Annotated in this window: 10 protein-coding genes; 6 read left to right on the top strand and 4 right to left on the bottom strand. The window is 74.5% G+C overall.

The window, feature by feature from the left end; translation table 11 throughout:
* Positions 1-28 precede the first annotated feature (28 nt).
* Positions 29-793: a response regulator transcription factor gene (locus tag ACFWJB_RS30800; protein WP_385462763.1), complete on the top strand. Its 765-nt coding sequence runs from the start codon at positions 29-31 to the stop codon at positions 791-793.
* A complete protein-coding gene (locus tag ACFWJB_RS30795; protein ID WP_386926301.1) occupies positions 794-2,245 on the top strand; it encodes an ATP-binding protein in 1,452 nt (483 codons plus the stop codon).
* A 50-nt stretch (positions 2,246-2,295) separates the two neighbouring features.
* On the opposite strand, the gene ACFWJB_RS30790 is transcribed toward ACFWJB_RS30795, so the two are convergent.
* Both ACFWJB_RS30790 and ACFWJB_RS30785 read right to left on the bottom strand, forming a co-directional pair.
* A complete protein-coding gene (locus ACFWJB_RS30790) occupies positions 2,296-2,598 on the bottom strand; it encodes a heavy-metal-associated domain-containing protein (protein WP_385462757.1) in 303 nt (100 codons plus the stop codon).
* A gap of 117 nt (positions 2,599-2,715) precedes the next feature.
* Complete coding sequence (locus ACFWJB_RS30785) at positions 2,716-3,144, bottom strand: hypothetical protein (RefSeq protein WP_386926299.1); 429 nt, start codon at positions 3,142-3,144, stop codon at positions 2,716-2,718.
* A gap of 309 nt (positions 3,145-3,453) precedes the next feature.
* Between ACFWJB_RS30785 and ACFWJB_RS30780 the strand changes: the two genes are divergently transcribed.
* The 3 genes from ACFWJB_RS30780 to ACFWJB_RS30770 all read left to right on the top strand — a co-directional run bounded on the left by ACFWJB_RS30780 (position 3,454) and on the right by ACFWJB_RS30770 (position 10,921).
* A complete protein-coding gene (locus tag ACFWJB_RS30780; protein WP_386926297.1) occupies positions 3,454-3,801 on the top strand; it encodes a hypothetical protein in 348 nt (115 codons plus the stop codon).
* Positions 3,802-3,899: 98 nt separating this feature from the next.
* Entirely contained in the window at positions 3,900-5,933 is a 2,034-nt protein-coding gene (locus tag ACFWJB_RS30775) for a flotillin family protein (protein ID WP_386926295.1), read from the top strand.
* A gap of 77 nt (positions 5,934-6,010) precedes the next feature.
* Positions 6,011-10,921, top strand: coding sequence for a DNA repair ATPase (locus ACFWJB_RS30770; protein ID WP_386926293.1), 4,911 nt, complete (start codon positions 6,011-6,013; stop codon positions 10,919-10,921).
* On the opposite strand, the gene ACFWJB_RS30765 is transcribed toward ACFWJB_RS30770, so the two are convergent.
* Positions 10,900-11,547, bottom strand: a complete 648-nt coding sequence (locus tag ACFWJB_RS30765; RefSeq protein ID WP_385462742.1) for a TetR/AcrR family transcriptional regulator — start codon at positions 11,545-11,547, stop codon at positions 10,900-10,902. The genes ACFWJB_RS30770 and ACFWJB_RS30765 overlap by 22 nt on opposite strands.
* A 148-nt stretch (positions 11,548-11,695) precedes the next feature.
* On the opposite strand from ACFWJB_RS30765, the gene ACFWJB_RS30760 reads away from it, so the two are divergent.
* Entirely contained in the window at positions 11,696-13,129 is a 1,434-nt protein-coding gene (locus ACFWJB_RS30760) for an MFS transporter (protein ID WP_386926291.1), read from the top strand.
* Positions 13,130-13,238: 109 nt separating this feature from the next.
* On the opposite strand, the gene ACFWJB_RS30755 is transcribed toward ACFWJB_RS30760, so the two are convergent.
* Complete coding sequence (locus ACFWJB_RS30755) at positions 13,239-13,772, bottom strand: DUF4396 domain-containing protein (protein WP_385468634.1); 534 nt, start codon at positions 13,770-13,772, stop codon at positions 13,239-13,241.
* Positions 13,773-13,980 lie beyond the last annotated feature (208 nt).

Here is a 13,980-nt window from a genome sequence, read left to right as displayed (position 1 = left end):
GGGCTCTGGGCCTTGGCAGACTGGACGGGTGCCCCGGACTGTTCTGCTCGCCGAAGACGACCGCGCCATCCGGCACGCCCTGGAGCGCGCCCTCACCCTGGAGGGCTACCGGGTCACCGCGGTCGCCGACGGCGTCGAGGCGCTGGCGCAGGCGCACCGCGGACGCCCGGACGTGCTGGTCCTCGACGTGATGATGCCGGGCATCGACGGCCTCCAGGTGTGCCGGGTGCTGCGCGCCGAGGGCGACAGCACCCCGATCCTGATGCTGACGGCGCTCGTGGAGACCGCGGACCGCATCGCGGGCCTGGACGCGGGCGCCGACGACTACGTGGTCAAGCCGTTCGACGTCGAGGAGGTCTTCGCCCGGCTCCGCGCGCTGCTGCGCCGCACCGACCGGACGGAGCCCGACGCCGCCGGGGCGGCCACCGCCGGGGACGCCCCCGTCCCGGCGGCGGGTGAGGACGCGCCCGGGCCGGCCGCGGAGGCCGACGGCCGGTATCTGGAGGCGGCCGGGCTGCGCATGGACCCGCAGGCCCGCCGCGCCTGGCGGGGCGGGCGGGAGCTGGAGCTGACCCGCACCGAGTTCGAGCTGCTGGAACTGCTGGTCCGCAACGCGGGCATCGTCCTCGACCACTCCACGATCTACGACCGCATCTGGGGCTACGACTTCGGCCCCGGCTCGAAGAACCTGGCCGTCTACGTCGGCTACCTGCGCCGCAAGCTCGACCAGCCGGACGCCCCGCAGCTGATCCAGACCGTGCGCGGGGTGGGTTACGTGCTGCGGGAGGACTGAGTGGGCACCTCGCCCGGACCGGGCGGCCGGGGGCGGCGGCCCCGGCTGCTGTCGTTGCGGACCACGTTCGCGGTGTCGTTCGCGACGGTCACGGCCGTGGTCACGGTCCTCGTCGGCGTGCTGTCGTACAACGCCGCCGCACGCCTGGTGCGGGTGGACCAGGAGACCGTCTTCGACCAGGTCGTCCAGGACCTGCGGGCCGAGGTGCGCCAGCGGCCGATGTCACCCGGCGACTTCTCCTCCTCCGCGCCCGGCCACGACATCGTGCGCCCGGCCCGTACCGACGTGCAGGTGCTCGGGCCGGACGGCGAGGTCTCCGACCCGGCCGGCCGCCGGCTGCCGGTGACCGGCGGCGACCGGCGGACCGCGGGCGCCGCGGTGGCCGGGCGGATGGTGCAGCACAAGGACGTGGACGTCGGCCGCGACGTCTACCGGATCGCGACCGTCTCCCTCGGCGACGGCCGGGGCGCCGTCCAGGTGGCGCAGGAGTTCAGCGACACCGAGGACCTGCTGCGGGCGCTCCAGCGCCGGACGCTGGTGCTGATGGCCGCCGTGGTGACCGCCGCGGGCCTGTTCGGCTGGTGGCTGGCCCGGCGCATCACCCGGCGCCTGATCGCCCTCACCTCCGCCGCCGAGGACGTCGCCCGCACCCGGCGGCTCGGCATCCAGGTCCCGGTCACCGGCCACGACGAGGTGGGCCGGCTGGGCCGCGCCTTCGACCGCATGCTGGGGCGGCTCGCCCAGTCGGAGGAGGACCAGCGGCGCCTGGTCCAGGACGCGGGCCACGAGCTGCGCACCCCGCTGACCTCGCTGCGCACCAACATCTCGCTGCTCCGCCGGATCGACGAGCTCCCGCCCGCCGCCCGCGAGGAACTGGTCGCCGACCTGGGGCAGGAGGCCCGGGAGCTGACCGACCTGGTCAACGAACTGGTCGAGCTGGCGGCCGGCCAGTCAGAGACGGAGCCGGTGCGGCCGGTCGACCTGGGCGGGATCGCGTACGAGGTGGCGACCCACGCGCGGCGCCGCACCGGGCGCGAGATCAGCGTGCGGGCCTGCGGCGACACGACGACGGACGGCCGGCCCGTCATGCTGACCCGGGCGATCTCCAACCTGGTCGAGAACGCCGCGAAGTTCGACCGGGCGGGCACGGGCCCCATCGAGGTCACCGTAGCGGGACCGGCCCGCCCCGGCACGATCCGCGTCGAGGTCCGCGACCGGGGCCCCGGCATCACCGACGCCGACCTGGCCCGCGTCTTCGACCGCTTCTACCGCGCCGCCGACGCCCGCTCCCAGCCCGGCTCGGGCCTCGGCCTGTCCATCGTGCGGGAGGTGGCGCTGGCGCACGGCGGCACGCCGTTCGCCTCCCGGCGGGACGGGGGCGGGTCGGTGATCGGCTTCACGGTCGGCGAGCACCCGGCCCCGGACGACCCGCCGGGCACCGGACCGGGCTGACGGGGCGGGCCGGCGGCGGTGGCCGTCCTTCGGGGCAGGGGCGCGTCGGGTCAGGCCGGGCCGGCCAGCTCGTATCCCGCCTCGTCGACGGCGGCGCGGACGGCCTCCTCGTCGAGCGGGGCGGTGGAGGTGACGGTCACCTCGCCGGTGGCGGCGACGGCCTTGACCGCGGTGACGCCCGCCAGCGCGGAGATCTCCTGGGAGACCGCGCCCTCGCAGTGACCGCAGGTCATGCCGGTCACCCGGTAGACGGTGGTGACACCGGCGCCCTGGCCGCCCTCCGCCGCGGCACCGCTGTGGCAGGAGCCGTCGGTGGTGCAGCAGGAGCCGGAGTTCTTCTGGTCGGCGGTCATGGCGTCTCCCTGGGGGTTCGTCGGCAGATGGGCAGTACGGGATGCGCGCCTCTCACTGCGCTCCCGCACCGCCCACTGTATACCCCCTAGGGGTACCTGGGAAGCCGGAGCCGGCGCTCAGACCGACGACGTGTGGCCGCGGTCGGTGCACAGCGACCAGATGACGAAGACGCCGACGCCGATGGAGATGATCGCCCAGAGCGGGGTGTAGGGCAGCCACATGAACTGGAGGATCACGAAGAGCGCGGTGAGCCCGACGCCGAGGGCCCGCGCCCACGGGGCGCCCCTGAGTACGCCCAGGCCGGTGAGGGCGAGGAGGATGCCGACGATCAGGTGGATCCAGCCCCAGGACGTGAGGCTGAACTTGAAGACGTAGTCGCCGACGGACGCGTAGACGTCGTCCTTCGCGATGGCGGCGATGCCGTTGAAGATGCCGAAGACGCCTTCGATCAGCATCAGCACCCCGGCGAAGACGACGCCGCCGGAGGCCCAGGCGCTCCTGCTGCCGCCGGCCCGGCCGCCGGTGCTGTGGGTCGCGTTGGCCATGGTCTTCTCCGTCCCTCGGAAATGCCCGATGTTCGGGGGACTTCGAGTGTTGGCCCGCGGCCGGGAGGCGGCGAGCCGGTGTGGGCCGCTCGGGTGAGGGTGCCGACGGAGTCCGGCATGAAGACGTGGGGCAAGACTGCCGGAAGTCGGCAATGCGGCGAGACGTGCCGTTCGGCAGGATGGGCGCGAGGGGAGCGCGTGGGACGGCTCCGGTGCCGGGCACCGGCAGGTGATCCGTCGGAGCCGTCGGAGCCCGGACGTGCCGTTGCCGTCCCGGGCGGGAAACGGGCAGGACACGGGGGGTAGGGCATGCGGACATTCGACGAAACCGCCGAGGCAGTCCCCGCCGTCCCCCGCACCGCCGCGCCGCGCACTGCCACCGGCCTCCGCCGCGCCGTCGGGTCCGTGGACGCCGGCGTCCGGAGTCCCGGCCGGGTACCGGCCGCGGCCCCGCACCCGCTGCCGACGGCGCTCGCCGGGCCCCGCGCCCTGGACGCCGGCGCCCGTCCCGGTCCCGTCGCCCAGGCATCGGCGCCTGCCGGCCCCGCGGACCTCGCCGCCGCGCCCGTCACCGCACGACGCGCGCTCCGGCCCGCCGTACGGCCGAGGCGCCGGCTCTCCCCCGACGAACCCGGGCCGTCCCGGACGGCCGCCTGAACTCCGCGGTGCCGTGCCGTGCGATCCGCACCGGCCGCCGCTGTGACACCTCCGAGCCCTGCTCGGGCTCGCCCTTCCCAGTCGCCAAGGACGTGCTGATGAATGCCATGACCGTGGGCGCGTGCGCGCTCGTCGTCCTCTGTGTGCTCGCCCTACTCGTCGTCTCCCGGCTGTTCCGCAAGGTGGAGCAGGGCAAGGCGCTCATCGTCTCCAAGATGCGCAAGGTCGACGTGACCTTCACCGGGCAGGTCGTCCTGCCGGTGCTGCACCGGGCCGAGGTGATGGACATCTCGGTGAAGACCATCGAGATCACCCGGGCCGGCAAGGAGGGCCTGATCTGCCGGGACAACATCCGCGCGGACATCCGCATCTCGTTCTTCGTCAAGGTCAACAAGACCGTCGAGGACGTCGTCAAGGTCGCGCAGGCGGTCGGTACGGCGCGCGCGAGCGACCGCGACACCCTGCAGGAGCTGTTCCACGCGAAGTTCTCCGAGGCGCTGAAGACCGTCGGCAAGCAGCTGGACTTCACCGACCTCTACACCAAGCGCGAGGAACTGCGGTACCGGATCATCGAGGTCATCGGCGTCGACCTCAACGGTTACCACCTGGAGGACGCGGCGATCGACTACCTGGAGCAGACGCCGCTGTCCCAGCTCGACCCGGCCAACGTCCTCGACGCGCAGGGCATCCGCAAGATCACGGAACTGACGGCCGTGGAGCACGTGCGCACCAACGAGGCCCAGCGGACCGAGGAGAAGGAGATCACCCGGCAGAACGTCGACGCCCGGGAGGCGATCCTGGAGCTGGAGCGCCGCCAGACCGACGCCGAGATCAAGCAGCGGCGGGAGATCGAGACCGTGCGCGCCCGCGAGGAGGCCGAGACCGCGCGGGTGGTGGAGGAGGAGCGGCTGCGCGCGCAGGGCGCCTTCCTGCGCACCGAGGAGCAGCTCGGCGTCCAGCGCGAGAACCAGGCCCGGGAGGTCGCCGTCGCCGCGAAGAACCGGGAACGGGTCATCGCCATCGAGAACGAGCGCATCGAGAAGGACCGGCTGCTGGAGGTCATCGCGCGGGAGCGGGAGACCGAGCTGACCCGGATCGCGGCCGAGAAGGAGGTCGAGGCGGAGAAGCGGGAGATCGCCGAGGTCATCCGCGAGCGGGTCGCCGTGGACCGCACGGTCGCCGAGCAGGAGGAGTCCATCAAGAAGCTCCGCGCGGTGGAGGAGGCGGAGCGGCAGCGGCAGGCCGTGATCATCGCCGCCGAGGCGGAGGCGCAGGAGAAGCTGGTCAAGGACATCAAGGCGGCGGAGGCCGCGGAGCAGGCCGCCACCCACCGCGCCGCCGAGGAACTGACCCTGGCCGAGGCCCGGTTGAAGAGCGCCGACCTCGACGCCCAGGCCAAGCTGCGGCTCGCCGAGGCCGTCCGCGCGGAGAGCGCCGCGGAGGGGCTGGCCGCCGTCCAGGTCCGCGACAAGGAGGCCGAGGTCATCGAGAAGGCCGGCCGCGCGGAGGCCGAGGCGGCCGAGGCCCGGATGCGTGCCGAGGCGGAGGGCGTACGGGCGAAGGCCCTCGCCGAGGCCGAGGGCATCGGCGAGAAGCTCAAGGCCGAGGCGGCCGGCCTGACCGAGAAGGCGGCGGCGATGGCCGCGCTCGACGAGGCGTCCCGCACCCACGAGGAGTACCGGCTGCGCCTGGAGGCGGAGAAGGAGATCCGGCTCGCCGGACTGGACGTGCAGCGGCAGGTCGCCGAGGCGCAGGCCACCGTGCTCGCCACCGGTCTGGAGAACGCCGACATCGACATCGTCGGCGGCGAGTCGGTGTTCTTCGACCGCCTGATGTCCTCCATCGCGCTCGGCAAGAGCGTCGACGGCTTCGTCGAGAACTCCGGGACCGCCCAGGCGCTGGCCGGGCCGTGGCTGGACGGCACGTCGAACATCGCCGACGACCTCGGCCGGATCCTCGGCTCGGTCTCCACGGCCGACGTGCAGAACCTGACCGTCTCCGCCCTGCTGATGAAGCTGATGAAGACCGGTGACCCGCAGGCCGGCCAGCTGCAGAAGCTGCTCGACAGGGCGGGGGAGCTGGGGCTCGCGGACGCCCCGCTGACCTCCCTCAACGGCAGCTCCAGGGGCTGACGGCCGCCCGACCACGCAGCCCCCCGGCCGCCGCACGGCAGCGGCGGCCGGGGAGCCCACTCGCGGAAAGGAGCCCCATGGCAACCGGGGCGGACACCAGCGCGCACGAGACACCGGACAGCGGCCTCCACGAAGGGCCGCAGGAAGCGCTGGACACCGGCACCTACGAGGTGCTCCGGGACCGGCTCACCGCGCAGGCCGCCGAGTTGGCCCGGCGGGCCGAGGCGCTGAACCTCCGCCGGATCGAGGAGTTCGGCTCGGCCGGACTGGAACTCGCCGGCACCGAACGGCTGCGGACCGAGCGGCCCTGCGTCCCCCAGGACGTCGTCGCCGTCGGCGGGACGCTGCTGTTCGGGTACAACACGGCGTACACGACCCGGACCGAGACCGCCGTGGGCGACGTCCTCGCGCTGCACGACCGGGACCTGAACCGGTTGCCCGAGGACGCCGTGCCGGGCCTGCTCGACGACCCGGCCTTCGTCCGGGAGTTCGCGGCCCTGTACCGCTACTACCGCGAGGCCACCCTGCTGCGGCTGCGCCGCGTCGACGGCAGGCTGCTCGCCGTGTTCCGCACCGGCGAGAAGGCCGACGACATCCGCGTCCTGCGCTGGGCCCTCACCGACGACGGACGGGCGTCGTTCCTGGACGCGCGCGGCGACCGCGACCACGTCCTGCCGCCCGCCCACGACTTCGCGTGGACCCGGACGACCCGCGAGGACCACGTCCTCGGCCGCCACCCGCACGTCTCCGTCGGGGGCGAGGTCTTCGTCTCCGCCGTCGGCGGCACGCTCACCGTCAAGGTGGAGAACGACACCGAGACCGAGCGGGGCGTCCACGGCGAGCCGGTCGCCGAACCGCTCCAGGCCCTCGCCGACGCGGACATCGCCCACGCGCGCGTCGGCGCGCTGATCCTGCTGCGCGTACGCCCCTACAAGGAGGAGACCGACCGGTACCTGGTGTTCAACACCCTCACCAGGACGGTGGTCCGCCTCGACGGCATCGGGCAGGCCTGCCGGCGCCTCCCCGACGACCAGGGCATCATCTTCCCCGGCGGCCACTACCTGGCCGCCGGCACCCACCGCACGTACGAACTCGACACGGCCGGGCTCGAGTTCGAGCGCGAGCTGCGCGCGCCCAACGGCGAGGACGTGCTGTACGCCTTCCACGCCCCCGCGCACGGCCGCAGCCTGCTGCTGCCGTACAACCTGATCCGCAAGGAGGCGGCGACCCCGCTGTCCTGCCGCGGCTGGGCGCTGTTCGACGACGGCACGCTCACCCTGCTGCGCGCCGAGGACGGCGGCGAGCCGGCCCGGGTGCACCCGGTGCAGCGGTGGACCTCCCCGTACGTGTCCGACACGTACGCGGCGGCCCGGCCGGCGGGCAGCGGTCCGCTGGCCCGCATCGGCAACGCCGACCTCGTCCGGGGCCTCTCCGACTGCCTGTCCGTGACCCGTGCCGCCACCGGGACCACTCCGACCGGGGAGGTGTACGCCGAGCTCGCCGCCGCCTGCGTCCGGGCGGCCGACGCCCACCACTGGCTGGGCGACCCCGAGGCCGGCGACCTGGCCGGCCCGTTGGAGCAGGTGCGTGACACCGCGCGGCAGGTGCTCGCCGAGTTCGAGAACGTGCGGGCCCTGACCGCACGGGCGGACGACGCGCTGGAGGAGGCCGCCGACCGGCTCGCCGCCGTCGTGCGCCGGCTGCGCGGCGAGGCGCCGCGCGGGGCCGCCGCCTGGGTGACCGGGCTGGCCGAACTGCGCCGGGCCCAGGGGCACCTGCTGACCCTGAAGGACATGCGGTACGCGGACACCGCCCGCATCGACGACCTCGCCGCCGGCGCCGACGCCGACCTGGCCGCCTTCGGGCAGCGGGCCGTCACCCACCTGGCCCGCGAGGACGCCTTCGCCGAGCACCACGCGGACGTCGAGCGGCTCGTCGCGGACGCCGAGGAGATCGGCACCGCCGCCGGGGCCGAGCCGCTCGCCGGCCGCCTCGACGAGCTCGCCGGGCAGCTCGGCACGGTGACCGAGATCGTCGCCGGGCTCGACATCGGCGACGCCACCGTCCGTACCGCCATCCTGGAGCGCGTCGCCGAGGCGCTCGCCGGGGTCAACCGCGCCCGCGCCGTCCTGGGCGCCCGCCGCCGCGCCCTGCTCGACCAGGAGGGCCGAGCGGGATTCGCCGCCGAGTTCGCGCTGCTCGGCCAGACGGTCACCGGTGCGCTGGCGGTGGCCGACAGCCCCGAGCGTTGCGACGAGCAGCTCGCCCGCCTGCTGGTCCAGGTGGAGAACCTGGAGTCCCGGTTCGCCGAGTTCGACGACTTCCTCGGCGAACTGGCGGACAAGCGCGACGAGATCCACGAGGCGCTCTCCGCCCGCAAGCAGTCCCTCGCCGACGCCCGCGCCCGCCGCGCCGAACGCCTGGCGGACTCGGCCGCCCGCGTGCTGCGGACGGTCGTGCGCCGGGCCGCGGCGCTCGCCGACGCGGACGCCGTCACCACGTACTTCGCCTCCGACCCGATGCCCGCCAAGGTCCGCCGCACCGCCGCGGAACTGCGCGAACTGGGCGACCCGGTGCGCGCGGAGGAACTCGACGGCCGCCTGGAGGCCGCCCGCCAGGAGGCGTCCCGCGCCCTGCGCGACCGCACCGACCTCTACGCCGACGGTGGACGCACGCTGCGCCTGGGCAACCACCGCTTCGCCGTCGGCACCCAGTCCCTCGACCTGACCCTGGTCCCGCACGGCGACGGCCTGGCCCTCGCCGTGACCGGCACCGACTACCGCTCACCGGTCACCGACCCGGACTTCGCCGCCACCCGCCCCTTCTGGGACCGGCTGCTGCCGTCCGAGTCGCCCGGGGTCTACCGCGCCGAACACCTCGCCGCCCGCCTGCTCGACGCCCACGGCCCGGCCGCCCTCGCCGAGACCGGCGACCTGCCGGCCCTGGTGCGGGACGCGGCCCAGGAGGCGTACGACGAGGGCTACGAGCGAGGCGTCCACGACCACGACGCCACCCTCGTCCTCACCGCCCTGCTGCGCCTGTACGACGGCGCGGGCCCGCTGCGCCACGAGCCCGCCGCGCGGGCCGCCGCCCAGCTGTTCTGGGCGCACGGCACGACGGACGGGGCCCGGCAGGACTGGCGGCGGCGCGCGGTCTCGCTGGCCCGCGCCCGGGACACCTTCGGGCTCGCACCCGCCATCGCCGAGCTGCGGCAGGAGCTGGCGCGGGCCGTCACCGCCCGGACCGGGGAGACGGAGGAGACGGCGGAGGCCGCCGCGGCGTACCTCTTCGACGAGCTGACGAGCGGTCCCGAGGGCTTCGTCCTGGGCGCGGGCACCCGCACGCTGCTGGACAAGTTCCGCCGCACGGTGGGCGGTCCGGCGTACGACGAGGACATCGCCGCCCTCGGTGACCTGGCCGCGCGCCGCCAGCTGGTCGAGGCCTGGCTCACCGCGTACACGGAGTCCACGGGCACCGAGACCACGCCGGGCGACCTGGCCGAGGCGGTGGCCGCCGAGCTCTGCCCGGACCTGCCGCGCTACCCGTACGACGCCCCGCTCACCGAGGCCGTGCGCGGCCTGCTCGGCACGCACCCGCGCGTCATCGACGGCACCCTCACCGTGCGCGTCGACGAACTCCTCGCCCGCACCCGCGCGTTCCGCGCCCACGACGTGCCCGGCCACCGCGCCTACCAGCACCACCGCGGCACCCTGCTGGCCGCCGAGCGCGCCCGGCTGCGCCTGGACGAGTACCGTCCGCGGGTGCTGCCGGCCTTCGTCCGCAACCGGCTCATCGACGAGGTGTACCTCCCGCTGATCGGCGACAGCCTCGCCAAGCAGCTCGGCACCGCCGACTCCGCGCACCGCACCGCCGGCGGCGGGCTCCTCCTGCTCGTCTCCCCGCCCGGCTACGGCAAGACCACGCTCGTGGAGTACGTCGCCGAGCGTCTCGGCCTGATGCTGGTGAAGATCAGCGGTCCGGCGCTGGGGCACGCGGTGACCTCGCTCGACCCCGCCGAGGCACCCGACGCCACCGCCCGCCAGGAGATCGAGAAGATCAACTTCGCGCTGGAGGCGGGCAGCAACACCCTGCTGTACCTGGACGACATCCAGCACACCTCGCCCGAGCTCCTCCAGAGGTTCATCCCGCTGTGCGACGCCACCCGCCGTGTCGACGGCGTGCGGAACGGCGAACCGCACACCTACGACCTGCGCGGCAAGCGCTTCGCCGTGTGCATGGCCGGCAACCCGTACACCGAGTCCGGCAGCCGCTTCCGGGTCCCCGACATGCTCGCCAACCGCGCCGACGTCTGGAACCTCGGCGACGTCCTCACCGGCAAGGAGCACGTCTTCGCGCTGAGCTTCGTCGAGAACGCCCTGACGGCCAACCCGGTCCTCGCCCCGCTCGCCGGCCGCGACCGCGCCGACCTCGACCTGCTGATCCGCCTGGCCGAGGGCGACGGCACGGCCCGCGTGGACCGGCTCCTCCACCCCTACGCGCCGGCCGAGCTGGAACGCGTCCTGGCCGTGCTGCGGCATCTGCTCACGGCACGCGACACGGTCCTCGCCGTGAACGCCGCGTACATCGCCTCCGCCGCCCGGACGGACGACGCCCGGACGGAGCCGCCCTTCCGGCTTCAGGGGTCGTACCGCAACATGCGCAAGATCGCCCAGCGCATCCAGCCGGTCATGAACGACGAGGAGCTGTCGGCGCTGATCGAGGACCACTACCGGGCCGAGGCGCAGACCCTCACCACGGGAGCCGAGGCGAACCTCCTCAAGCTGGCCGAACTGCGCGGGACGCTCGACGCCGGGCAGGCGGAGCGCTGGGCCGAGGTGAAGGCCGCCCACGTGCGCGGCCGGGTGCTCGGCGGCCCGGAGGACGACCCGCTGACCCGGGCCGTGGCCGCCCTGGGCCTGCTCGCCGACCGGATCGGCGCCGTCGAGTCGGCGATCGACCGCGCCCGTCAGGCGGGCCGGGGGCTGTAGTAGCCCAGGAACATGTCGACGCCGCTGACGATCAGACGGTCGGTGAGGGCGTCGTCGATGTGCGTGCCGTACGAGCCGAAGACGATGTGGGGGAAGATCAGCAGCGCGTAGAGCTGGAGGACGGCCGTGTCCAGGTCGGGGACGACCAGGCGGCCCCGGTCGGCGAGGGTGCGCAGGGCCTGGGCGACGGCCGGGTGGTGGCCCTCGGGCCCGTGGCGCTGCCAGGCGCGGCCCAGCTCGGGGAAGCGGTGCGCCTCGGCGGCGACGAGGTTGCGCAGCGCCGTCACGTCGTCGTCGGCGCGGACCGACCGGACCCAGCCGCGGGCGGCGTCCAGCAGGGCCGGGCGGAGGTCGTCGGCCTCGGCCAGGTGCGTGAGCGCGGCCGTCGGCTCTCCGGTGAGGGATTCGTCCACGGCACCGGCGATCACGGCGGTGAAGAGGGCTTCCTTGCTGCCGAAGTGGTTGTAGACGGTCACCTTGGACACGCCCGCCGCGGCGGCGATGGCGTCCATGCCGACGCCGAAGCCCTCCCGCAGGAAGAGCTCACGGGCGGCTCGCACGATGGCCTGCCGCTTGAGCGCCGCGCGCGCCCCGCTCGGTGGCCGTCTGGTCCCTTCCGTGTCCATGCGCCGAGCCTAGCACCCGCCTGTACTGAACAGTTGAGTTCAGTTGAACTGTTCCGTACAGTTCAGTTCAGGTGTCCGGCGTCGCGTGGGCCGTTGCCCCCGGCGCTCGCCGCCCTGCCGCACGACCGCCGCCCCGGAAGGACACGCCATGGCCCACTCGCCGCCCGACATGTCACCCGCGCCCGTCCACACCGACCCGGCCGCCGACCCCCGCCGCTGGGCCGCGCTGGCCCTGGTCTGCCTGGCCCAGTTCATGCTGATCCTCGACGTCACCGTCGTGAACGTCGCGCTGCCCGGCATGGCGGCCGACCTCCACCTGGGCCGCTCGGCGCTGACCTGGGTCGTCACCTCGTACACCCTCTGCTTCGGCGGTCTCATGCTGCTGGGCGGACGTCTCGCCGACGCCCTGGGCGCGCGCCGGACCCTGCTCGCCGGGCTCGCGCTCTTCACGGCGGCCTCGCTGGTCTGCGGTCTGGCCGGCGGTGCCGCGACGCTGCTGGCCGGCCGCGTCGCCCAGGGGGTCGGTGCGGCCCTGCTCTCACCGGCCGCGCTCTCCGTCGTGACGACCACCTTCCACGGCCGGGAACGCCACAAGGCCCTCGGCGTGTGGGCGGCCCTGGGCGGGTCGGGTGCCGCGGCCGGGGTCCTCGTCGGCGGGACGCTGACCGGCGGGCCCGGCTGGCAGTGGGTCTTCTACGTCAACGTGCCCGTGGGCCTGGCCGTGCTCGCCGCCGTCCCCTTCGCCGTGGCGGCCCGTGCCCCGCGGCCGACCGGGCTCGACGTGCCCGGGGCGCTGCTGGTCACCACGGGCACCGGTGCGCTGATCCACGGGCTCGTGGAGGCGGGCGACTCGGGATGGGGGAGTCCTTCGGCCCTGCTGCCGCTGGCGGGCGCCGCGGTGCTCTACGCGTCGTTCGCCGCCGTCGAGCGGGCGAGCCGGACCCCGCTGATGGACCTCGGCACGTTCGCCCGCCGTCCCGTCCTCGCCGGGGCCTTCCTGATGCTCGTGGCCACCGGCCTGCTGATCTCCTACTTCTTCCTCGGCTCGGCCCACCTCCAGCACGTGCGCGGCTTCGGCCCGTTGCGGACCGGCCTGGTCTTCCTGCCGGTGGCCGTCGCCACCGGCGTCGGCGCGCACCTCGGCTCCCGCCTGGTCGGCGTCGTCGGCAGCCGGGCCGTCGCCGTCGGCGGGCTGGCGGTCGCCGCCGCGGGGACCGTGCCGCTGGCCCGGCTGTCGGAGACGGGCGGCGTGTACGCCACGCTGCTGCCCGGCTTCGCCGTCGCCGCCCTCGGCCTCGGCGCGGTCTTCGTCACCGCGACCACCACGGCGCTCGCGATGGTCGACCACCGGGAGGCGGGGCTGGCGTCGGGTGTCGTCAACACCTTCCACGAGGTGGGCGGCTCGGTCGGCGTCGCGATCGTCTCCACGGTCGCGGCCGCCGGCCTCGAACGGGGGTCCGCCGGGGGATTCGCCGACGCGTTCGCGCTGTGCGCGGTCGTGGCGGCCGTCGGGGCGGTGGTGGCCCTGCCCCTCGTGCCCAGGGGCAGGCCCCGGACGACGGCCGGACCGCACGTCCACTGACCCCGCGGCCGTACGGCGCGGAAGGCCGTACGGCGCGGAAGGCCGTACGGCGCGGACGCCGGGCGGCCCCTCGGCGATCGAGGGGCCGCCCGGGCCGGTGACGGTGCGGTCAGTGGTAGGCGTGGACGACGGCGTGGCCCTTGCCGCGGCCGATCATCCACTTGTTGACCGGCGTGGTGAGCACGAACGCGATGGCGAGTCCGCCGAGCAGCGCGTACCAGAACAGCCCGTCCGACAGGTGTGCGTCCATCGCGCCCGGCACCAGGGCGATGATCCCGTTGTCGACCAGTTCCATCACCGCGATGGACACCGTGTCGGCCGCCAGCGCGACCTTGATCGCGGCCCTGAGGTCCAGTCCGGCCCGGCGCACCGCGAAGAGCGTGAACGAGTAGCCGAAGACGAACGCGAGCGCGATGGCGAGGATCATCGTCGGGACGTTGCCCCACATCAGGGCGGTGCCGATCACCATCCCGAGGATCTCGCCGATGGCGCACCCGGTCAGGCAGTGCAGCGTCGCCTTCGCGGCCATCGCCCACGAGGCCGGCCCGTGCCCGTGCCCGTGCCCGTCGTGGTGCTCGCCGTGGCCGCCCGCGGGAGCGGTGTGGTCGTGCGCGGCGCCGGAGTGGTGCGTGCTGTGGTCCATGACTGCGTCCCCAATCGACGTCGTGACGAGCCGGCCGGCGGCCCCTCACGACTCAAGAGCATATACCCCCAGGGGGTATATCGCCAACAGTCTGGGGAAGCCGGGGGATCCGGGGAAGTCCGGGGGAGCCGCCCGCCCGGTCGGGCGGAGGGAGAGGGGACGGGGCGGGTGCCGACGCTGTCTCTTATACACAACATACGCTGCCGAC

Origin of the sequence: Streptomyces sp. NPDC127100, assembly GCF_042724095.1 — a bacterium.
GTDB lineage: Bacteria > Actinomycetota > Actinomycetes > Streptomycetales > Streptomycetaceae > Streptomyces.
This window is presented reverse-complemented; position numbering and strand designations above follow the sequence as displayed.

Coding starts and splice junctions, on each gene's coding strand:
- ACFWJB_RS30785 (WP_386926299.1), bottom strand. CDS start 3,144: ATGGCCAACGCGACCCACAGCACCGGCGGCCGGGCCGGCGGCAGCAGG.
- ACFWJB_RS30775 (WP_386926295.1), top strand. CDS start 3,900: ATGAATGCCATGACCGTGGGCGCGTGCGCGCTCGTCGTCCTCTGTGTG.
- ACFWJB_RS30770 (WP_386926293.1), top strand. CDS start 6,011: ATGGCAACCGGGGCGGACACCAGCGCGCACGAGACACCGGACAGCGGC.
- ACFWJB_RS30790 (WP_385462757.1), bottom strand. CDS start 2,598: ATGACCGCCGACCAGAAGAACTCCGGCTCCTGCTGCACCACCGACGGC.
- ACFWJB_RS30765 (WP_385462742.1), bottom strand. CDS start 11,547: ATGGACACGGAAGGGACCAGACGGCCACCGAGCGGGGCGCGCGCGGCG.
- ACFWJB_RS30780 (WP_386926297.1), top strand. CDS start 3,454: ATGCGGACATTCGACGAAACCGCCGAGGCAGTCCCCGCCGTCCCCCGC.
- ACFWJB_RS30760 (WP_386926291.1), top strand. CDS start 11,696: ATGGCCCACTCGCCGCCCGACATGTCACCCGCGCCCGTCCACACCGAC.
- ACFWJB_RS30755 (WP_385468634.1), bottom strand. CDS start 13,772: ATGGACCACAGCACGCACCACTCCGGCGCCGCGCACGACCACACCGCT.